The organism is Arthrobacter sp. YD2 (genome assembly GCF_030410475.1).
Taxonomy (GTDB): domain Bacteria; phylum Actinomycetota; class Actinomycetes; order Actinomycetales; family Micrococcaceae; genus Arthrobacter_B; species Arthrobacter_B zhangbolii.
In genome coordinates this window covers 444,487-464,228 of sequence record NZ_JAUHHB010000001.1, presented here as the reverse complement: position 1 = coordinate 464,228, position 19,742 = coordinate 444,487, and the positions used below count along the sequence as shown (strand labels likewise).

General features: G+C 65.4%; 19 protein-coding genes. 8 read left to right on the top strand and 11 right to left on the bottom strand.

The annotated features are described in order from the left end of the window. Nucleotides 1-141: 141 nt before the first annotated feature. The 3 genes from QWJ37_RS02320 to QWJ37_RS02310 form a co-directional block, all read right to left on the bottom strand. Nucleotides 142-786: a GNAT family N-acetyltransferase gene (locus QWJ37_RS02320; RefSeq protein ID WP_290243803.1), complete on the bottom strand. Its 645-nt coding sequence runs from the start codon at nucleotides 784-786 to the stop codon at nucleotides 142-144. 71 nt (nucleotides 787-857) lie between these two features. After that, nucleotides 858-1,934, bottom strand: a complete 1,077-nt coding sequence (locus tag QWJ37_RS02315; protein WP_290243802.1) for a M20/M25/M40 family metallo-hydrolase — start codon at nucleotides 1,932-1,934, stop codon at nucleotides 858-860. 42 nt (nucleotides 1,935-1,976) lie between these two features. Then, the gene (locus tag QWJ37_RS02310) at nucleotides 1,977-2,972 is read right to left on the bottom strand and encodes a LacI family DNA-binding transcriptional regulator (RefSeq protein WP_227902881.1); all 996 of its coding nucleotides are present in this window, start codon (nucleotides 2,970-2,972) and stop codon (nucleotides 1,977-1,979) included. A 228-nt stretch (nucleotides 2,973-3,200) separates the two neighbouring features. On the opposite strand from QWJ37_RS02310, the gene QWJ37_RS02305 reads away from it, so the two are divergent. From QWJ37_RS02305 to QWJ37_RS02275, 7 genes are read left to right on the top strand one after another with little or no spacing between them, the layout of a single operon-like run. Then, a complete protein-coding gene (locus QWJ37_RS02305; protein WP_227928375.1) occupies nucleotides 3,201-4,043 on the top strand; it encodes a BtpA/SgcQ family protein in 843 nt (280 codons plus the stop codon). A gap of 8 nt (nucleotides 4,044-4,051) precedes the next feature. Continuing rightward, complete coding sequence (locus tag QWJ37_RS02300) at nucleotides 4,052-4,951, top strand: PfkB family carbohydrate kinase (protein ID WP_227928374.1); 900 nt, start codon at nucleotides 4,052-4,054, stop codon at nucleotides 4,949-4,951. 12 nt (nucleotides 4,952-4,963) lie between these two features. Continuing rightward, nucleotides 4,964-5,989 (top strand): substrate-binding domain-containing protein, encoded by a 1,026-nt coding sequence (locus tag QWJ37_RS02295; protein ID WP_227902884.1) that lies wholly within the window; start codon nucleotides 4,964-4,966, stop codon nucleotides 5,987-5,989. 5 nt (nucleotides 5,990-5,994) lie between these two features. Further along, nucleotides 5,995-6,750 (top strand): ATP-binding cassette domain-containing protein, encoded by a 756-nt coding sequence (locus QWJ37_RS02290; RefSeq protein WP_290243800.1) that lies wholly within the window; start codon nucleotides 5,995-5,997, stop codon nucleotides 6,748-6,750. Then, nucleotides 6,750-7,763, top strand: a complete 1,014-nt coding sequence (locus QWJ37_RS02285) for an ABC transporter permease (protein ID WP_227902886.1) — start codon at nucleotides 6,750-6,752, stop codon at nucleotides 7,761-7,763. The genes QWJ37_RS02290 and QWJ37_RS02285 overlap by 1 nt, the downstream gene beginning before the upstream one ends. Beyond that, a complete protein-coding gene (locus tag QWJ37_RS02280) occupies nucleotides 7,760-8,788 on the top strand; it encodes a hypothetical protein (RefSeq protein WP_290243795.1) in 1,029 nt (342 codons plus the stop codon). Before QWJ37_RS02285 ends, QWJ37_RS02280 begins: the two co-directional genes overlap by 4 nt. Before the next feature lie 45 nt (nucleotides 8,789-8,833). Next, nucleotides 8,834-9,586 carry a glutamine amidotransferase gene (locus QWJ37_RS02275; protein ID WP_290243793.1) on the top strand — a complete coding sequence of 251 codons (753 nt, stop codon included), beginning with the start codon at nucleotides 8,834-8,836 and terminating at the stop codon, nucleotides 9,584-9,586. 71 nt (nucleotides 9,587-9,657) lie between these two features. Here QWJ37_RS02275 and QWJ37_RS02270 read toward each other — a convergent pair whose 3' ends face one another. From QWJ37_RS02270 to QWJ37_RS02235, 8 genes are all read right to left on the bottom strand, one after another. Next, on the bottom strand, nucleotides 9,658-10,083 hold the full coding sequence (locus QWJ37_RS02270) for a MarR family transcriptional regulator (protein WP_290243792.1): 426 nt from the start codon (nucleotides 10,081-10,083) through the stop codon (nucleotides 9,658-9,660). Between the two features lie 35 nt (nucleotides 10,084-10,118). Further along, complete coding sequence (locus tag QWJ37_RS02265; protein ID WP_290243791.1) at nucleotides 10,119-11,015, bottom strand: alpha/beta fold hydrolase; 897 nt, start codon at nucleotides 11,013-11,015, stop codon at nucleotides 10,119-10,121. Between the two features lie 460 nt (nucleotides 11,016-11,475). Continuing rightward, nucleotides 11,476-12,276 (bottom strand): HpcH/HpaI aldolase/citrate lyase family protein, encoded by an 801-nt coding sequence (locus QWJ37_RS02260; protein ID WP_290243790.1) that lies wholly within the window; start codon nucleotides 12,274-12,276, stop codon nucleotides 11,476-11,478. After that, nucleotides 12,261-13,046, bottom strand: a complete 786-nt coding sequence (hpaH, locus tag QWJ37_RS02255) for a 2-oxo-hept-4-ene-1,7-dioate hydratase (protein WP_290243788.1) — start codon at nucleotides 13,044-13,046, stop codon at nucleotides 12,261-12,263. Before hpaH ends, QWJ37_RS02260 begins: the two co-directional genes overlap by 16 nt. A gap of 132 nt (nucleotides 13,047-13,178) precedes the next feature. After that, nucleotides 13,179-14,276 carry a 3,4-dihydroxyphenylacetate 2,3-dioxygenase gene (hpaD, locus tag QWJ37_RS02250; protein WP_290244819.1) on the bottom strand — a complete coding sequence of 366 codons (1,098 nt, stop codon included), beginning with the start codon at nucleotides 14,274-14,276 and terminating at the stop codon, nucleotides 13,179-13,181. Nucleotides 14,277-14,326: 50 nt separating this feature from the next. After that, complete coding sequence (gene hpaE / locus QWJ37_RS02245; protein ID WP_290243786.1) at nucleotides 14,327-15,844, bottom strand: 5-carboxymethyl-2-hydroxymuconate semialdehyde dehydrogenase; 1,518 nt, start codon at nucleotides 15,842-15,844, stop codon at nucleotides 14,327-14,329. A 92-nt stretch (nucleotides 15,845-15,936) separates the two neighbouring features. After that, nucleotides 15,937-16,668 (bottom strand): GntR family transcriptional regulator, encoded by a 732-nt coding sequence (locus tag QWJ37_RS02240; RefSeq protein ID WP_290243784.1) that lies wholly within the window; start codon nucleotides 16,666-16,668, stop codon nucleotides 15,937-15,939. Then, on the bottom strand, nucleotides 16,665-18,149 hold the full coding sequence (locus QWJ37_RS02235) for a fumarylacetoacetate hydrolase family protein (protein WP_290243782.1): 1,485 nt from the start codon (nucleotides 18,147-18,149) through the stop codon (nucleotides 16,665-16,667). The genes QWJ37_RS02240 and QWJ37_RS02235 overlap by 4 nt, the downstream gene beginning before the upstream one ends. Before the next feature lie 665 nt (nucleotides 18,150-18,814). On the opposite strand from QWJ37_RS02235, the gene QWJ37_RS02230 reads away from it, so the two are divergent. Further along, nucleotides 18,815-19,742: type IV toxin-antitoxin system AbiEi family antitoxin domain-containing protein (locus QWJ37_RS02230; RefSeq protein ID WP_290243780.1), on the top strand; the 928-nt coding region annotated here is incomplete at its 3' end.

The window sequence follows — 19,742 nt, the reverse complement described above, 5'->3', positions numbered from 1 at the left end:
TCTGCCCGCTCTCTGGGTGGCGGTACGACGGCGGCGCGCCGGGGTGCGTGCTGCGGGCACGGCCCTGCTGGTGGCGCTGGTGCCGGTGTTTATGCTCTCCTCGATCACGGTCACCATGATGCTCACCGGCACGGTGAGCGGTCAGGGGCCGGTGGCGCTGGAGCTGTTCACCGGGCTTGGCGTGGTGCTGCCGGTGGCGGCGCTGGCCTTCTGGGCCACCGCTCCGGTCTCCGCGGATCCGTCAGCGGAGCCCTCCGGCCAGCCGAGCACCAGATAGACCTCCGGCAGCCCGGCATAATGCCGGTCCAGTTCCGGGCGGTGCTGCAGCCCGGCAGCCTGCGCGGTCCGCTGGGAGAGGATGTTGGACGCGGTGGTCCGGGCCAGCACCGGCAGCTCCGGCAGTAGTTCCCGGCCGCGGCGGACGGCTTCGCGTGCGCCTTCCTTCGCGTAGCCCCGGCCCCAGACGGCGGGGTCATACCGGTAGTAGAGATTCAGGATCTCCCGGTCATCCACCAATGCCCGCTGCAGCCCAGTGAAGCCGATGACGGTGCCGGGGGCGTCCCGCTCCGCCACGGCCCAGTAGCCGAACCCTTCGCGGTCCCAGTGGTCCAGGAAATCCTGCAGCAACTTCGCCGCGGACTGCGCGGTGGGCGTCACGGGATTGTGCAGGTTGGTGCGGGGGTCGGTATGGATCCGGAGCGCGGCGTCGTAGTCCGTGCGTTCCAGCCGGCGCAGCAGCAAATGCTGGGTGGTGGCGGGGCTCCAGTCGGCGGGGTTCTGACTCATGCGGCCCATCCTAGGCTGGCCCTCCCCCGGTTTTAGTGCCAAGCATCAGGTTGAAACGCCGAAGGGCTGGATCAGGACCAGCGGCCGACCAGGGCGCGGAACATCCTGGAAGCATCCTCCAGCGCCGTAAGCTCCAGGAACTCGTCGACGGCGTGCATCTGGGCAGGCGATCCCGGCCCCCAGACGAGCACCGGCACACCGGGCGCCGCCTGCGCCAGCACCGCACCGTCAGTGAAGTAGGGCGCGGGGCTGGAATCAACCTCGACGGCGGCGAGCGCTTCGATCCCGTCAACGGAAGAGCGCAGCGCGGGCAGCGCCAAAAGCACGTCCACCCCGGAGATCTCCGGCTGGCTTTGCCACCACTGCAGCAGTGTGGTGCCCTCACCGGCTATACGCATATCGATCACCGCTTCGGCTGCGTCGGGGACAATGTTCGGTGCGGTTCCGGAGGAGAACGTCCCCAGATTCCACGTTTCGGGGCCGAGGAACCCGTCTGCTCCCAGGGGCAGTTCCTTGCCGGCACGCACCAGGACATCGGCGAGTTTCAGCGCGGCGTTCACGCCCCGTTCCGGCGTGCTTCCGTGGGCGGCCAGACCCTCTGCGGTGACCCGCAGCCACAACGCCCCGCGATGACCCAGCACAATCCGGTTCTGCGTAGCCTCCGGAATAATCACCGCCCCCAGATCCAGCCCGGCCAGCCCCGCAGCGGCGTCGGGGGCTCCGAGGCTGCCAATCTCCTCGTCGGCAGTCATCAGCAGACCCACGTTGCGGCCCAGCCGGTCCGCTTCCAGCAGGGCCGCCACCGCAGCGGCAAGCCCTCCCTTCATGTCCGTGGAGCCACGTCCGTACAGACGTCCGTCAGCGATCCGTGCCGCGAAGGGCGCCTGGCTCCACCGGGCCGGCTCCCCCACGGGCACGGTATCCACGTGGCAGGCGAACAGCAGGACCGGTCCGTCCCCTGCGCCTGCGGTGAGCAGGGTCCAGGGATATTCGCCCGGTCCGCTTCGGCGAACCCTGACATTCCGGGCCGAAGCAGCCACCAGATCGGCCACAAATCCCTGCAGTGCTTCCTGCGCCGCGTGGTCGCCGGAGTCTGTTTGTCTCCTGACCAGATCCTGCAGGAGCTGCACGGTCTGTTCCTCGGTCATCAACGCTCCTTGCTGCTCTTCGTTGTAGTTCCGCCCGCTGATTCAGGAGGCGGGTTTTCCGGTGCTTTCCCGCAGTGTCATTTCCGGAGCCAGCGCGAGCCGGACAGAGGCTTCGTCTCCGTCCTCCAGCAGCAGGCGCACCGCCTGCCGGGCCATCGCTTCCAGCGGTTGCCGGACGGTGGTCAGCCGGGGCGTGCAAAGATCGGCGAATTCAATGTCGTCAAAGCCCGTGACCTGTAAATCCTTTGGCACGGCAATCCCTGACCGGTGGCAGGTCTGCAGCACGCCAATGGCAATAATGTCGGCTCCGCACACCAGCGCGTCGGGGAGAGTCCCCTGCTCGGCCATCGATGCCATCGCGCTCCGGCCGAAGGAGGCACTGTACTCACCCAGCATTATCCAGTTCTCGGAAAAGGACAGGTCGAAGTGCCGGCACAGCCTGCGGAAGGCCTGATGGCGTGCGGCCCCGGAGGAGTCTGTTTCCCGGGCTCCGATGAAGCCCACTGACGTGACCCCCTGCTCCACCAGGTGTTCGAGGACCTGCCGGATGCCCCGCTCATCGTCCACGCCAACCCAGTCGGCGTCGAGTCCTTCAATCCGCTGGTCAACCTGCACCAGGGGCCGTGCACGTGCGGCAGCCTGCACGGCTTCCATGCTGCCTGTCGCGTCCACGGGGCTGACGATCAAACCGTCCACCTGCTGGCCCAGCAGGGACTGCAGTGCTTCGCGTTCCCGCTCGACGTCCTGATGGGCGTTGCACAGAAGCAGCTGGAAGCCCCGGGCGTGCAGCGCGTCTTCGACCTCCTGCACCAGGTCCGTATTAAACGGGTTGGCGATTTCCGGCAGGACCATCCCGATGGTGCGGGTTTTGGAACTGCGCAATGCGCTGGCGATGGTGTTGCGCGAATATCCGAGCTTTCGGACTGACACCTGCACGGCACGTCGCAGTGCCGGATCCACAGTCTCGGCTCCTGCCAGGACCCTGGACACCGTGGCGATGGAAACGCCTGCATCGTCAGCGACCGTCCGTATGGTCACCCTTTCCAAATTCAGCCCCCTGCTGTGAAAACGTCTTCTGATACTAGGCCCATTCCAGGTGAGATAACCAGCCGAGGAAAAATCCCTCGTTTGACCATTGTTTCCGGGGCGTTACAACGAACTTACATGTGACGACGCGGAAAAGAAATGTATTGACCGTTTCGGGCTCTCGGCCTAGCATCGTCCAAAACCGAGGAAACGTTTTCTCACCTATTCCGAGAGGCTCCCATGTCGACACCAGCACTGGGCGTGTTCCCACCCAAACCGTCCGCCATCGCCGAGCTCTTCGCCGCGGACAAGGTTCTCGTCGGCGCCATTCATCTGCCGCCGCTGCCCGGCAGCCCGCATTACCGCGGCCAGCCCGTCGAGGAGATCGCGGCTTACGGGCTGCAGGAGGCACGCACTTATCTGGAGAACGGTTTCAGCACCGCGATTGTGGAAAACCACTGGGACATTCCGTTCCAGAAACCCGGCGAGCACGGTTACGAAACTGCGGCAGCCATGGCTGTCATCACGCGCCGCGTGGTGGAGGAATTCGGTCCGCGAATCGGGGTCAGCATCCTCTCCAACGCCGGCGAGTGCTCCGTCGCTGCCGCGCATGCCGCCGGCGCAGGATGGATCCGGGTGAACCAGTGGGCCAACGCCTACGTCGCCAACGAGGGGTTCATCGAAGGCCAGGCCGCGGCCACCACGCGCTACCGCTCACGGATCCAGGCGCAGGGCGTGCGGGTGTTCGCCGACGTCCACGTGAAGCACGGTGCCCATGCCATCGTGGCCGACCGCACACTCGCCGAGCAGACCGAGGACGCGGAGTTCTTTGATGCTGACGTCCTGATTGCCACCGGTTCCCGGACCGGGGATGCAGCCAGCGTTGAGGAGGTGCGCGGTATCCGCGACTGCACTGTCCTGCCCGTCATCATCGGATCCGGCATCACTGCTGAGAACGCCGCTGAGCTGCTGGGGGAATGCAACGGAGCCATTGTGGCGTCATCGGTAAAGGACAACGGCCGCTGGTGGGGACGGGCCGAAGGCAGCAAAGTCCGCGCGGTGGCAAAAGCCGCCGGGATGTAGCCGGAACCATGATTGCCTTTTGTGGTTACGCGAACCGGGACGTCATTGTGCAGATGGACGTGCTGCCGTCACCGGGCGAACGCCTCCAGGCGCGGTCTATCCGGTTGTACGACGGCGGCATGGCAGCGAATGCGGCCGTGGCCGCAGCCCGGTTCGGTGCCGACGCGGTATTCGCCGGGGCGGTGGGAGCGGATCCCGAATCCGCTGCGTTCCTCGCCGCCTTGGAACGTGAAGGTGTCTCCACCGCCTGGTCCCGCACCGATGCCTTCCTGACCCACGCCGTCGTCCTGCTGGACCGGCATGGCGAGCGGGCCGTCGTCAGCGAGGATGACGCCCTGACCGGTGATGACCTCGAGGCCGTCCTGGGCAGGCTCCACCCCGGTAGCGGGCACTGGCTGTACGTGGACGGTTACCGCTGGGAACAGCCGCTCCCGGCACGCACCGAGGCCCGCATCGTCGTGGACATCGACGGATGTCACACTGCAGCCCAGGTCCGCAATGCCGCCGCTGCCGCCGGGCACCTGCTGGGCAGCCGCCGCACCTTCGAGGACACCTGCGGGCTCTCACTGGAAGAGCTGCAGGAAATGTCCCGCCGCGAAGAAACCACCATTGTGCTCACCCGCGGCGCCGGCGGCCTGGATTTGCTCGAGCCCGGCCGGCCGGTCCGCCATATTCCGGCCGTCCGGGTCGAGGCCGTCGACGACACCGGCGCAGGAGACTGCTTCGCGGGAGTCTATGTCGCTGAACTTGCCCTCGGACAAACCGCGGCTGCGGCTGCAACAACAGCAGCCGCCGCAGCAGCGCTGGCCTGTACCCGCCGCGGCGCCCGCGCATCACCGGGCCGAGCTGAACTTCGCGACTTTCTTGCCACCCTCCAGACCGTTCCTGCCACCCACGGCACCCACTGAAAAGGACCCACCATGCGAAAGCGATTTACTGCCGCCCTGTCCATCGCCGCTCTGGCCCTGACCCTCTCGGCCTGCGACGGCTCGTCGGAGGCCGCTGACACCCCCGATTCCACCGGTGCCGCCGTTGCTGCCGAAATCCCCCAGCCGGAACGGATCCCCGAAACATGCGAGGCCCCCGACGGCGGCAACCTGAGGATCGGTCTGGTCACCCCGAATCTCCAGGCCCTGTTCTTCAACCAAATCAACACCGGCGCCCAGACCATCGCAGATGAGGCGGACGTGGACCTGCAGATCATCAGCGCCAACGATGACCCCATCCAGCAGGCCAACGCCGTGGAAAACCTGGTTGCCAAGAACGTGCAGGCAGTGATCGTGGCCGCCATCGATACCGAGGGCATCAAGCCCGCGCTGAAGGCTGCCGCAGCGGCCGGGGTGAAGGTTGTTGCCGTTGACGGCATCGTCGAGGACCCGGCGGTCTCCACCCAGGTGGGCACGTCCAATGAGGAAAGCGGAGCCCAGATGGGTGAGTTCCTGCTGGAAGCAGCTGACGGCGATGCCGGGCCCGTCGGCATCGTCGGCGCCCTGAACTCCACCATCCAGCTTGAACGCCAGAAGGGATTCGAAGACGCGATCAAGTCCGGCGGCATGGAGGTGGGCACCGTTGTAGACGGCAAGAACGTGCAGGAAACCGCCCAGAGCTCCGCGGAAAACCTCCTGACCGGAAACCCCAACCTCGAATACGTCTATGCCACCGGTGAGCCGGCACTGATCGGCCTCGTCTCCGGCGTAAAGAACCAGAATGCCCAGGATCGGGTCAGCATTGTCGGCTGGGACCTGTCCGACGCCGCGGTTGACGGCCTGCAGGAGGGCTACGTGAAGGGTGTGGTCCAGCAGAACACCTTCCAGTTCGGCTATGACGCCATGACCGCCGCCGTGGACCTGAGCTGCGGCCGCGAAGTGGAAAGCACCATTCCCGTGCCCACCCAGATCGTCACCCCGTCGAACGTCGACGATTACCTCTACTACTTGAAGAAGTGATCCCGATGACCTCTCCCGAACTCCTCGTTGAACTCCGAGGCATCAAGAAGTCCTTCGGTCCGGTGAAATCACTGCAGGGCGTGGACCTCAAACTGCACCGCGGCGAAGTCCTTGGCCTGGTGGGGGACAACGGCGCCGGCAAATCCACGCTGATGAAGGTACTGGCCGGCGCCGAACAGCACGATGAAGGCGAAATCCTGATCCGCGGAAAGTCCGTGAAATTCAACAGCCCCGGTGACGCGCAGAAGGAAAACATCGGCATCGTCTACCAGGACCTGGCCCTCTGCAACACCCTCGATGTGGCGAGCAACCTGTTCCTTGGCCGTGAGCCGGTCAAGGGCAGGTTCCTGGACCGGCGGACCATGCATGAACAGGCCGCCAGGGTCCTGGATGACCTGCATGTCAGGGTCAAGTCCACCCACCAGGAAATCGGTACCCTCTCCGGCGGCCAGCGCCAGACTGTCGCCATCGCCCGGGCGGTTTCCTTCAAGCCGGACGTGCTGATTCTGGACGAGCCGACGGCGGCCCTCGCCGTGGCCGAAGTGGAGTCGGTCCTCCGCCTCATCCGCCAGGTTGCTGCGGAGGGGGTGGGCGTCATCCTGATTACCCACCGGCTGCAGGACATCTTCCGGGTCTGCGACCGGGTCACCGCCATGTACGAGGGCCAGAGCGTGGATGACCGGCCCATCAGCTCCCTGAACATTGAATCCCTCGTCGCCATGATCACCCGGTCGGACGAAGAGTACCCGGAGGCATCCTGATGACTACCCCCACACCGACCGCACGCGCCGTCCGGACCAGTTCCCCTTCGTGGCTGGAACGCTCGAATAAACCCACGCTGCTGATGGGTGCGGTCACCGTGCTCATCGCGGTGATTTTCTCCATCGCCAGCCCGGCGTTCCTGTCGCTGGGCAACCTGGCCAATCTGGCCACCCAGATTGCTCCGGTCCTGGTGATCGGCGTGGCCATGACGTTCGTCATCACGGCCGGACAGATCGATCTCTCCGTCGGCGCCATTGCCGCGTTCATCGCAGCCACCAGTGCCGAACTGATCGCCACGGGCATGGAATCATCGGTGGTCATCCTGCTGGCCTGCCTCATGGGGCTCGCCTGGGGGCTGGTCAACGGCTACCTGGTCAGTTACCAGGGCATCCCGGCCTTCATCGTCACGCTGGCGACCATGTCCGTGATCCGCGGGCTGGCGCTGCTCTCCACCGAAGGGTTCTCCATTCCCATCGGCGAGCAGACCGTGATGCGGCAGATCGGTTCCGGGTCCTTCCTCGGGATTTCCTGGCTGGCCTGGATCGGCATTGTTGTCTTCATCGCCGGACTGATCCTTATGCACAAGATGCGTTTCGGCCAGTACGTCACCGGCATCGGTTCCAACGAGGAATCGATCCGCCGGGCCGGCGTCAATACCCGCCGCATCAAGATGCTGGTCATGGCCCTCTCCGGCCTGGCCGCCGGCATCGCCGGTGTGATGATCGCAGCCCGCCTGGGGTCAGGTTCGGCGAACTCCGCCGTCGGGCTCGAACTGACGGTGATCGCCGCCGTCGTCATCGGCGGTACCGACCTGTTCGGCGGACGCGGCACGGTTGTGGGAACCCTGATCGGGGCAATCCTCACCGGGTTGATCGCCAACGGCCTGACCCTGGTGGGCATGAGTCCGTTCCTCACCCCGATTGTTACCGGCCTCGTTCTCCTCGCCGCGATCTGGATCAATATGCGCGGCAAGAAACTCTCCGATCTCGTCAGCAGGTTGAGCGGAAAATGACCACTGTCCAGACGGTTGGCGGCCCGGTTGAGCACACCGAGCTGGGGCTTGTCCTGCCGCACGAGCACCTGGCAAACGATCTGGCGCGTGCCTTCACTCCCGCTGAGGACCCGCAGATCCGGACCCTGCTGGCGGGTCCGGTGACCGCAGAACTGGCACCGGTTCTGCGCGAACATCCGTATAACAGCAAAGACAACTGCGGCCTGCATGACCCCGCAGCAGTCGTTGAGGATCTGTGTGCCTTCCGGGCAGCGGGCGGGGCTACGGTCATTGACCTCACTCCGCCCGGCCTGGGCCGGGATCCCGAGGCCCTGCTGAAGTATTCCGAGGCCTCCGGGGTCCGGGTAGTGATGGGCTCGGGATGGTATCTGCAGAAATTCCAGGCTGGTGAGGAACTGGCGGCCTCCGAGGAGGAGCTCACCGCACAGATTCTCGCCGACTTCGAGCGGCCGGGCGTGCGTCCCGGTGTGATCGGGGAAATCGGCGTCTCGCCGTCGTTCACCGCAGCGGAGGAAAAATCGCTGCGTGCCGCCGCCCGTGCCCAGCTGCAGTTAGGGGTGCCGCTGTTTATCCATCTCCCCGGCTGGTTGCGGGTTGGCCACCGGGTGCTGGACATCGTGCTGGATGAATGCGGGGTGCGGCCCGAGGCAGTGGTGCTGTGCCACATGGACCCCTCATCGGAGGACCCCGGCTACCAGCTGGAGCTGGCGAAACGCGGCACCTACCTCTGTTTCGACATGCTCGGCATGCCGTACAGCTACCCGGGCGAAGGAATCTCGCCAACCCCGGACCAGGCTGCGGGCGCGGTGGCCCGGCTGATCGAGGCAGGTTACCGGGACCGGATCCTGCTGAGCCACGACGTATTCCTCAAGGGGATGCTCAGCCGCTACGGCGGCAACGGCTTCGGCTTTGTTCCCTCCGTTTTCCCCCGCTTCCTGGCGGAACGCGGGGTATCCGGGGAAACCGCCAGGGAACTGATGACCAGGAATCCGGCGCAGCTGTTTGTCCATTCACACCACGCATAAACCACTCCACCAGTTACAAGACCACTAGTTATCCAAGAAGGAATCATGGCCAAAGTACTAATTGCCGGCGAAAGCTGGATGACCACCTCCACACACGTCAAGGGCGTCGACGAGTTCTCCGTGCACTCCTACGTGGAAGGTGTGGGTCCGCTCAAGAACGCCCTGGAAGCCGCCGGGCACGAGGTCACCCACATGCCGGCCCATCTGGTGCCGACAGAGTTTCCCGGCAGCGCCGAGGCGCTGGGCCGCTACGACGTCGTTGTGCTCTCGGACATCGGCGCCAACTCCATCCAGCTCGCCCCCGGTGTTTTTGAACGCTTCACGCCGGGCGAGGACCGGCTGCAGGCACTCGCCGACTGGACCCGCGCCGGAGGCGGGCTGGTGATGATCGGCGGTTACCTGTCCTTCTCCGGCTTCCAGGCCCGTGCCGCGTTCCGCAATACCGCTATCGCCGAGGTGCTGCCGGTTGGCATGCTGGCCGAGGACGACCGGTGGGAGCTGCCCTCGGGTCTGACCGCCAAGGTGGAGATGCCCGGGCATTCCGTGCTGGGCAGCGCCGGCGAACAGTGGCCGGCACTGCTGGGCTACAACCGCACCACGCTGCGTCCCGGTGCCGAGCTGGTGGCATCCATTAACGGTGATCCGCTGATCGCGCTGTCCGAGCATGGTTCCGGACGCAGCGCTGTCTTCACGTCTGACTGCTCCCCGCACTGGGCTCCGGTGGCCTTCTGCGAGGAATGGCCGGGATACCAGCAGATCTTCGACGGCATCATCCGCTGGGTCTCCGGCGAACAATAGGCCGGTTAGCCAGGCGGCTGACTCATGGGGCGGCCAAGCAATCCGTATTTACGGTTGCTTGGCCGCCCCGCTCAGTCCAACGCCGTGGAAACGTGCCGCAGCCAGCGGGCCACCGTTTCCAGTTCCTCGGGGGTGAAGCCGTCATTGATGCGCGCATTCAGTTCGTTGATGGCCCCGTGGACGACGCCGAGCGCCTCCGTTCCGGCCGGCGTCAGGGACAGGCGGATAGTCCGGGCATCGGCCGGATCAGGTGCACGGGTGATGAGCCCGGCGGACTCCATCCGGGCCAGCAGCCCGCTCATCCCGGCCGGGGAAGCCTGCACCGCGTCCGCCACTTCGCCCGTGCTCGCGCCGGGATGGGAGGCAACGTACAGGAGCACCCCGCCCGCGGAGGCACTGATGCCATGCTCCCTGCCCCGGCCGGCAATCCATCGGCGCAGCCGGCGCTCGGCAGTCAGCGTAAGGAAAAACAGGCGCGGCGGTTTCGCCGTACGCACTGCTTCCCCCGGCCCGGCACTCCGGCGGGGCGCGCCTACTGCGGGCTCAGCCCTGCTTTCTCCGTCAACCACGTCAGCACCTCCGGCCACAGCTTCTCACGCGAACTGCGGCGGAAGAAGCCCATGTGCCCGATGGCCGGAATGCCGGCGTCGGCAGGTGAATAGGTGCGCCGCTCCACCGAGGCGTTGACCAGGTGGGTGAAGACCGCGTTGATCTGCCCCGGCGTCGCCCAGAGATCGTCGGTGAACCCGATCACCAGGGCGTCGGTCTTCACCTGCGCGGTGCGCCGGGCGGCGTCCATGCTCGGATCATCAAAGAAATAGTTGGGCTTTTTGCTCCAGCCGCTCCACTCCAGCATTGCGGCACCGGGCATGTCCTCCCCCAGGCCGAGCTTCCGGCCGGGCACGGCACCCAGCAGCCGGCCGGTCAGCGGACCGAGGAAGCTCAGGATCAGTCCCACCCGGAACCGTTCCTTCCGGTCCTCAATGGCCCTGGTGACACCGGCGTGCGAGGCCACGCCCACGAATCCGCGCAGGTCCTCCAGCCCGTTGTTCAGCGCCATGGCGTGGGCGCCGAGGCTGTGGCCCACGGCCAGGTGCGGCAGGTCGGGGAAACGGTCCCTCATCCAGGCCGACGTCGCCGGGACGTCCTGGTTCATCCAGTCGCGCATCCTCAGCTGCCGGTTGGCCTTGGGGCTGCCGGAGGCGCCGGTGCCGCGGTAGTCATAGGTCAGCACGGCAAACCCGTTTTCGGCCAGGTATTCGCTGAAGCCGGTGTAGAGCCGTTCCGCCACCGCCGTTGCCGGATGGATGACGACGGCGGCCAGGGGCGCGCCGTCGGGTAGGCGCAGGGTTCCGGCCACCGCACCGCCGGCGGGAACCGGGATGGAAATCCGTTCGGCAGTGATCGAGGTCACGTCATTATTTCGCATGCGAAACAATATACATGGGACGAAGGGTTGCGGATACCCTGCGGGTGCGTGGCGGCTCACGGTGCCCCGGTGGGTGGCGGGCTGGCTGGCAGGCTGGCAGGCTGGCAGGCTGGCAGGCTGGCAGGCTGGCTGTGCGGGCCCGGCACTTTGCCGCCGGTTTGTGCATTCCCTGCCGGTTTGGGTTTGTGCTGCCGGTTTAAACGGGCAGCAAAAAACCAAACCGGCAGCAGATTCCCGAACCGGTCGATTTTCCAGGCCGGGACTCTCCCCGGCCCGCACAGATTCCCACGGAGTGTTACTGGTGCGACGCTTGGGGAAACATCCGCCCCACCTGCACCAGAGCGTGGGAAAACCGAGTCACCGCGAGGTTGGCAGCCAAACGAGAAGGCACAAATTACCGATTTTCAGCCGAAAAACGGTAATTTGTGCCTTCTCGATTCCCGCGAACCCTCCGGCCCGCTCAGTAACTGGCCCGCGTCCCTCCATCCGCGGCGGGAATGTACTTCGCCGCCAGTGCCTCGCTCCCCCGGGCCAGCATCGCAACGTCGGCGCCCACCAGGATAAAGTCCACCCCGGCGTCGATATAGCGGCGGGCGGTGGCCTCGGCGAAGGCGTTCACGCCCACGGGTTTGCCGGCGGCCTTCACCACCCGGATGCAGTGCTCGACGGCGGAGACCACGTCCGGGTGCTCCTGCTGGCCCAGCAGCCCCATGGAGGCGGCCAGATCGGCCGGGCCGAGAAACAGACCGTCCACCCCGTCGACGGCGGCAATCTCGGCGACGTTCTCGACGGCGGCCACGGACTCAATCTGCACCAGCAGCGTCACGGACTCGGCGGCATTTTCGAGGTAGCCCTCGATCCGGTTCCAGCGGGAGGCACGGGCCAGGGCGCTGCCCACCCCGCGGATCCCGTGCGGCGGATACCGGACGGCGCGGACCAGTTCAGCGGCCTGCTCGGCGGTGTCCACCATGGGGATCAGCAGGTTCTGCGCACCCAGATCCAGGTACTGCTTGAGCAGCACCGCATCCCCGATGGGCGGGCGGACCACGGCGGTGACCGGGTAGCCATGCACGGCCTGCAGCTGCGCCAGCAGGGATTCAATCCCGTTGGGACTGTGCTCGGCGTCGATCAGCAGCCAGTCCAAGCCGGAGCCGGCGCAGATTTCAGCGACCAGCGGGCTGCCGGAGCAGACCCACATGCCCGTCTGGCGGCCGCCGGCGGCAAGCCGGGCCCCGAAGGTTTCCTCTACTCGAAGCGGCATGTGATGGTTCCCAACGGTCCGTAGTCAGCGAAGACGGTATCGCCCTGGTAGACCCACATGGGCCGGGTGAACGATCCGGCAAGAATGATTTCCCCTGCCTGCAGCGAGGTGCCGTGCACGGCGAGCTTGTTGGCCAGCCAGTACACGCCGGCGGCGGGGTGGTTCAGCACGCCTGCTGCAACACCGGTTTCCTCGATGCCCTGGTTGCGGTAGAGCAGGGCGGAGACCCAGCGGAGATCGACGTCGGCCGGTTTCACCGGGTTGCCGCCCACCACCATGGCGCCCATGGCCGCGTTGTCGGAGATGGTGTCCACAATGGTCCGGCCATCCATCTGGATCCGGGAATCCAGGATCTCCAGGGCCGGCACCACGTAGTCCGTGGCGTCCAGGACGTCGAAGAGCGTGCAGTGCGGGCCGGCCAGCGGCCTGCCCAGCACAAACGCCAGCTCCACCTCGATGCGGGGATGCGTGTAGGCATCCCACTGCAGGACGGCGCCGTTCTCCAGCACCATGTCATCCAGGATCACACCGTAGTCCGGCTCGGTAATGCCGGTGGCTGCCTGCATGGCCTTGGAGGTCAGGCCGATCTTATGCCCGGCCAGCTTCCGGCCGGAGGCCAGCAGCCGGTCCGCCCAGAGGTTCTGCACCGCATAGGAATCCTCCACGGTCATCTCGGGATAGCGGGCGGTCAGCAGCGGCACCGGGGTCCGGGTCCGCTTGGCTTCGACCAGTTCGTTGGCCACCGCCTTCAGGGTCTCTTTATCTAGCACCGTGCTGCTTTCTGTTCGGTAAAACTAAGGGTGGGGCGTGGTGGGACCAGCGTTCGGGAGGACGACGACGGCGCCGGGCTCGCGCCGTCGTCGTTACCGCGCCGTCGTCGGGCCTTTCCGGCGGGGCCGGGGCTAGAGCTGGGAGCCGATCTTGAAGCCCTTGGCGGCCTCGCCCTTGTAGCTGCCGGATTCGTCGTTTTCGCGGGTGTAGGAGAACCCGTCCGCGCCGATGGTGACCGCCATTTCGGAGGTCTCCGTGCGCTTGGTCAGCGGCTGCGGGTTGCCGTCCAGGTCCAGGACCAGGGAGGCCTCGGTGTACCAGGACGGGACCACGGGGTTGCCCCACCAGTCGCGGCGCTGGTTGTCGTGGACGTCCCAGGTGATGGTGGGGTTGTCCGGGTCGCCGGTGTAGTAGTCCTGCGTGTAGATCTCGATGCGGTGGTCGTCCGGATCGAGGATGTAGAGGTAGAAAGCGTTGGACACGCCGTGCCGGCCGGGGCCGCGTTCAATCCGGTCGGAGATGCGCAGGGCGCCCATCTTGTCGCAGATCTGGATGATGTTGTGCTTTTCGTGCGTGGCGAAGGCCATGTGGTGCATGCGCGGGCCGTCGCCGCCGGTCAGGGCGGTGTCATGCACGGTGTGCTTGCGGTGCATCCAGGCGGCATAGGTGACGCCATCGGAGTCCTTGATGTCCTCGGAGACCCGGAAGCCCAGGTCCTCCAGGTAGGCGCGGCCGCGGGGCACGTCCGGGGTGACCTGGTTGAAGTGGTCCAGGCGGACCAGCTCGCCGGCGGAGTAGAGGTCGTAGCGCTGGGTGAGGCGCTCCACGTGGTCCACTTCGTAGAAGAACTCGTAGGGGAAGCCCAGCGGGTCCTCCACGCGGACGGAGTCGCCGATGCCCTTGACGAAGCCGTCCGCCCGGCGTTCGGTTCGGCAGCCCATCTCCTTGTAGTACGCCTCGGCTACGTCCACGTCTTCGGGGGTGCGGACGCGGTAGGACAGGGCGGCGACGGCGGCCACGGGGCCCTTGCGCAGCACCAGGTTGTGGTGGATGAACTCCTCCAGGGAGCGCAGGTAGATGGCGTTTTCATCCTCTTCGGTGACGTGCAGGCCGAGGACGTCCACGTAGAACTGGCGGGACCGTTCCAGGTCGGTGACCACCAGTTCGGTGTAGGCGCAGCGGACAATGTCCGGCGGGTTGATGCTGGGGGTGGGGATGGGGTTTTCAATCTCCATGGTTTTGCTCCTTTGCAAAAGTAAGGCGATGTGTCCGGGATTCTTTAGCCGTCAACCTTGGCGGCGTCGTCGGTCCCGAACTTGGGCGTGTGGACCTTGCCCAGGGTGATGTGCACGGCCTGCTGGTCGGTGTAGAAGTCGATGGAGCGGTAGCCGCCCTCGTGGCCCAGGCCGGAGGCCTTCACGCCGCCGAAGGGGGTGCGCAGGTCGCGGACGTTGTGGCTGTTGAGCCAGACCATGCCGGCCTCGGTGTTCTGCGCAAAGTTGTGAGCGCGCGTGAGGTCGGACGTCCAGATGTAGGCGGCCAGGCCGTACTTGGTGTTGTTGGCCAGTTCCAGGGCTTCGGCTTCGGTATCGAACGGGGTGATGGCGACGACGGGGCCGAAGATTTCCTCCTGGAAGATCCGGGCGTTGGGGGCGACGTCGGCGAAGACTGTGGGGGCAATGTAGTTGCCCTCCTCCAGGCCTTCGGGGCGGCCGCCGCCGGCGAGCAGGCGGCCTTCGGTCTTGCCGATCTCCACGTAGGAGGCGACCTTTTCGAAGTGTTCGGGGTGCACGAGGGCGCCCACCTGGGTCTTCGGATCGTGCGGGTCCCCGACGACGATGGTCTTGGCGCGGGCGGCGTAGCGTTCGCAGAACTCGTCATAGACCGGACGCTCGACCAGGATGCGGGAGCCGGCGGTGCAGCGTTCACCGTTCAGGGAGAAGACGCCGAACAGGGCGGAGTCGATGGCGGCGTCCAGATCCGCGTCGGCGAAGATGACGCACGGGCTCTTGCCGCCGAGCTCCATGGACAGGCCCTTCAGGTGCTCCGCGGCGTTGCGGAAGATGGTCTGCCCGGTGGTGGTTTCGCCGGTGAAGGAGATCAGCGGGACCTGCGGGTGCTTCACCAGCGCGTCGCCGGCTTCCTCGCCCAGGCCGTTGACCAGGTTGAAGACACCGGCGGGAACACCGGCCTCGGTGAAGATGTCCGCCCAGAGGGAGGCGGAGAGCGGGGTGAATTCGGCGGGCTTGAGCACCACGGTGTTGCCGGTGGCCAGGGCCGGGGCAAGCTTCCAGGATTCGAGCATAAACGGGGTGTTCCACGGGGTGATGAGCCCTGCCACGCCGATGGGCTTGCGGTTCACGTAGTTGATCTGCGAGCCGGGAACCTTCATGGCGTCGTCGAACTGCGCGACGATCAGGTCCGCGAAGAAGCGGAAGTTCTCCGCGGCGCGCAGGGCCTGGCCCTTGGCCTGGGTGATGGGCAGGCCGGTGTCGAAGGTTTCCATTTCGGCCAGGCGGTTTTCCTGTGCCTCGACGGCGTCGGCGATCTTATTCAGCACCCGGGCACGTTCGCGCGGCTTCATTTTGGGCCACGGGCCGTTCACGAAGGCTTCACGGGCGGCGGCGACAGCGGCGTCGATGTCTTCCTTCTGCCCGGCGGCGGCGGTGGCGTAGGTCTTGTTGGTCACCGGATCCAGCACCTCGAAGGTGGCGCCGTTGGCGGAGTCCACGAACTTGCCGTTGATGAAGTGCTGGATGTGGGTGGGCAGGTTCTCCGGGACAAAGTGCGTGCTCATGGTTTCCTCTGGTCTCGAACTCGGCGGGGTGTTTGGGTCTGGCTCGTTGGATCAGCGGCCGTTTGGATCGGGGCTCGTCGGATCGGCGGCGGTTAGATCGGCGACGGCGGCTGGTTGGTCTGGGCCAGGAACGCGTTCAGCGTGTTGGTGCGGTGCGTACGGGCGGCTACTTCGATGACGCGCGGAGCGGCATGCGCCTCGATAAAATCCAGCAGCGCCGCGTGTTCCGCAACGGACGCGTGGGCCCGGTCCGGCACGTACCGGAAGACGGAGGAGCGCATGCGGCCCAGCCGGTTCCAGCCGCGGTGGACCAGGTCCAGGATGTGCGGGTTGGGGCAGCGGGCGTAGAGCAGGGCGTGGAACTCGGTGTTTAGCTGCGTGAAGCGGACCGGGTCGAAGGCAGCCAGCAGCTCACGCATCTGGTCATTCAGGTCCCTGGCCCGGACCAGTTCCTCGGCGCTGATGTCCGGGGCGGCCAGCGCGGTGGCGGCGCCTTCGATGATGCTGAGGGTCTGCATGGTGTGCAGGTACAGGTCCGGGTCGATGCCGGCCACGGTCGCACCCACATTGCGTTCAAAGTGCACCAGCCCTTCGGCTTCGAGCCGCCGGATGGCTTCGCGGACCGGGACCACGCTGAAGCCCATCTCGGTGGCGATGCTGCTGAGCACCAAGCGGTAGCCCGGGCTCATCTCGCCGCCGAGGATGCGGTCCTTCAGCTGGGTGTAGGCCTGCTCCGATTTGGAGCCGGTGGCGGTGCTGGTTTGTCCCGCGCTGATGGGTGCGGCGCTGGGGGCTTGTCCGTTGCTGCTGGCTGCTGCACTCATGCTTGTTCCGCTGCCCAGGCCTCGTACTTTTCCTTCCAGGCCGCGTTCATCGGGTAGAGCCCGTCCACGCCGTGGCCGGCCTTCACCATTTCGGCAATGAACTCTTCCTGGTGTTCCTGCCGAATGCTGGCCTCCACGAGCTCCTCGGCGATGGCCGGAGGGAGGACCAGGATGCCGTCGTCGTCGGCCACGATGATGTCGCCGGGCTGCACGGTGGCGCCGCCGCAGGCGATGGTGATGTCGGTGTCCCAGGGGACGTGCTTGCGGCCGAGGACGGCGGGGTGCGGGTTGGCGCAGTAGACGGGCAGATCGATGCCGGCCACGGTGGAGTAGTCGCGCACGCCGCCGTCGGTGATGATGGCTGCGGCGCCGTTGTGCTTGGCGCGCAGGGCGAGGATGTCGCCCAGGGTGCCGGTGCCCTTTTCGCCGCGGGCTTCCATGACCAGGATTTCGCCCTCGCCCACGGAGTCGATGGCGCGTTTCTGCGCGTTGTAGCCGCCGCCGTGGGTCTTGAAGAGGTCCTCGCGGTTGGGGACAAAGCGAAGGGTGCGGGCGGTGCCGACCACCTTGCGGCCGGTGCGGGTGCCGGTGAGGCCGTCGATGGAGACGTTGTTCAGGCCACGGACCCGCATCTGCGAGGACAGGGTGGCGGTGGCGACGGATTCGAGCTTGGCCTTCAGTTCCGGGGTGAAGGTTTGCAGCTGGTCCTGCTGTGTTTCCTGTTGCGGCGCGAGGCCGGCCTTTTCGGCGGAGCCCCAGGCTTCTTCGCGCTGTTTGTCGTCGATTTTCGGCTGCGCGCCGAAGGGGGCGAGCGGGGTCGTGCCGTCGGTGACGGTGGTGGCCAGGCGGCCGGTGGTCTGATCGGTGCCGGGGACGTCCACTTCCACTTCGAGGCGGTCGCCGGGGACGGCCACGGAGGCACCGGCGGGGGTGCCGGTGAGGATCAGGTCGCCCGGTTCCAGGGTGAGCAGCTGGGAAAGGTCGGCCACCAGCTGGGCGAAGGGGAAGAGCAGGTCCGCGGTGGTGTCGTCCTGTGTGAGGTCCCCGTTGACCCAAGTTCGGATGCGGAGGCCGGCGGGGTCGACGTCGGCCGCGTTGAGGATGGCCGGGCCGACGGGGGTGAAGCCGTCGCCGCCCTTGGAGCGGAGGTTGGAGCCTTTGTCGGCCCAGCGCAGGTCGTACACGCCCAGGTCATTGCTGGCGGTCACTCCCCCGACGTAGCTCCAGGCGTCTGCCATGCTGACGCGGCGGGCGGTCTTGCCGATGATGAGGGCGATTTCGCCTTCGAAGCCGAGCAGTTCGCAGCCGGCCGGGCGTTCCACGCTGCCGCCGGTCAGAGCCAGTGAGGAGCTGGGCTTGAGGAAGTAGGAGGGCTGTTCCGGGGTGCGTCCGCGTTCTGCTGCCCGCGAGGGGTAGTTGATGTGGACGGCGATGACCTTGCCGGCCTGCTTGAGCGTGTCCGTGGTGGCGTCGTTGCCCATGTCTCTCCTGGATCAAGTACGAAATCGTATATGATGAGGGTGGCATGTGGTGGGGGTCACGTCAAGAGCGACCAGGTGCTCGATTAATCGAACAATCTCGAGGAGCGACTGGACTCCACTCTCGGTTTCCAGTCAGTCAAAGCAAGAGTGTCTTGCATCCAAAGAGTGCACCACAGGCTAGATGAGGACTTTTGCTACACCGCTGCAAGACACTCAACGCTGGGAAAACTCCGTCGTCGAAACTGTCTCTTTCACGGTGTCTCACAACCCATGGGATGCAAGACGCCTCAATAAATCCGAGTCCGCACGCAGTCCCTTGCACGTGGCACTTCTGAGTCGTGCCCGCGCTCTGGCATCTACCGTGGCTGGTGTTCACACCGAGACTCACACAATTTGCAGACTGTGAGTCGCGGCGAGAATGCCTCTTACTTGCAGCGAGCAATAATTGTCTTGCCGCAGCACTGCCGTCAATCAGCTTCCTGTTGGCAACTGATCGTCCAGGAACGGACGGCGAGAGGCCCCTTCGAACACGAGTGTAGGCACGGCGGGCACGCTACTACCCTTCATGCTGACTTTGTAACCTATAAAGGGGACAAAGTCAGCATAAGGAATCTATCGATCTTCCTGAGTGCTGATTTTGTAACGTTAGGTGATACAATCTCAGTATGTCTAAGGATGTTCTGGCGACGGTCAGCGAGCTCGCGGCCGCCCAATGGGGACTGCTAACCACCAGTCAAGCGGCAGCACACGGCGTTACACGCATGCAACTCGTCCGCCTGGTAGGAGCTGGACTGCTTGATCGTGTAGACCAAGGGATTTACTCCATGGCCTCAAGCACGACGGATAACTTTCGATCCCTTCACGCATCGTGGCTTAGCCTCGATCCCGGGAACACAGTAGAACAACGGATAACCAGGTCCCGTGAAGCCATCGTGGCATCCCATACTTCAGCAGCCGCACTGCACTCCATGGGAGATCTGCTGCACGACGTTCCTGAGATCACCACCAGACAACGGAAACAAACTGTCCGTGCCATTCGCCTGCATCGGCTCTCCCTCAGCGCGGACGATGTCGTTCTCGTCGATGCTCTTCCTACGACAACGCCCGAGCGGACAATTGCTGATCTTGTCCGGAGCGGTCACGACCTTACCCACATAGCCGATGCCGTAAGAGATGGGCACCGCTCCGGCATACTTGATTTCTCGAAACTGCGTGAAAAACTGGCTCATGTCGCCAACCGCACACCATACGGCGCCGGTGACGAACTGCTGGAGCGCATACTCGATCTAGCCGGGCTGAGTACAGCCGCACTTACAGCCGCCACGGTCAAGTCATCAGTGGGACAGCTTATAGCCTCAACATCCTTCAACAGCGGGGTCATGGAGGCGATCAAATACATGACCGAATCAGCCTCACTCGCCAACCTCCCAACACCCATGCTCAACAGCGGAGTCATGGAGGCGATCAAAAACATGACCGAATCAGCCTCACTCGCCAACCTCCCAACACCCATGCTCAACAGCGGAGTCATGGAGGCGATCAAAAACATGACCGAATCAGCCTCACTCGCCAACCTCCCAACACCCATGCTCA

Excerpts from the sequence above, each read along its gene's own strand:
- QWJ37_RS02305 (WP_227928375.1), top strand. The coding sequence starts at position 3,201 with ATGTCGACACCAGCACTGGGCGTGTTCCCACCCAAACCGTCCGCCATC.
- QWJ37_RS02275 (WP_290243793.1), top strand. The coding sequence starts at position 8,834 with ATGGCCAAAGTACTAATTGCCGGCGAAAGCTGGATGACCACCTCCACA.
- QWJ37_RS02280 (WP_290243795.1), top strand. The coding sequence starts at position 7,760 with ATGACCACTGTCCAGACGGTTGGCGGCCCGGTTGAGCACACCGAGCTG.
- QWJ37_RS02295 (WP_227902884.1), top strand. The coding sequence starts at position 4,964 with ATGCGAAAGCGATTTACTGCCGCCCTGTCCATCGCCGCTCTGGCCCTG.
- QWJ37_RS02235 (WP_290243782.1), bottom strand. The coding sequence starts at position 18,149 with ATGGGCAACGACGCCACCACGGACACGCTCAAGCAGGCCGGCAAGGTC.
- QWJ37_RS02290 (WP_290243800.1), top strand. The coding sequence starts at position 5,995 with ATGACCTCTCCCGAACTCCTCGTTGAACTCCGAGGCATCAAGAAGTCC.
- QWJ37_RS02315 (WP_290243802.1), bottom strand. The coding sequence starts at position 1,934 with ATGACCGAGGAACAGACCGTGCAGCTCCTGCAGGATCTGGTCAGGAGA.
- QWJ37_RS02260 (WP_290243790.1), bottom strand. The coding sequence starts at position 12,276 with ATGCCGCTTCGAGTAGAGGAAACCTTCGGGGCCCGGCTTGCCGCCGGC.
- hpaE (WP_290243786.1), bottom strand. The coding sequence starts at position 15,844 with ATGAGCACGCACTTTGTCCCGGAGAACCTGCCCACCCACATCCAGCAC.
- QWJ37_RS02240 (WP_290243784.1), bottom strand. The coding sequence starts at position 16,668 with ATGAGTGCAGCAGCCAGCAGCAACGGACAAGCCCCCAGCGCCGCACCC.
- QWJ37_RS02300 (WP_227928374.1), top strand. The coding sequence starts at position 4,052 with ATGATTGCCTTTTGTGGTTACGCGAACCGGGACGTCATTGTGCAGATG.
- QWJ37_RS02320 (WP_290243803.1), bottom strand. The coding sequence starts at position 786 with ATGAGTCAGAACCCCGCCGACTGGAGCCCCGCCACCACCCAGCATTTG.
- QWJ37_RS02285 (WP_227902886.1), top strand. The coding sequence starts at position 6,750 with ATGACTACCCCCACACCGACCGCACGCGCCGTCCGGACCAGTTCCCCT.
- QWJ37_RS02265 (WP_290243791.1), bottom strand. The coding sequence starts at position 11,015 with ATGCGAAATAATGACGTGACCTCGATCACTGCCGAACGGATTTCCATC.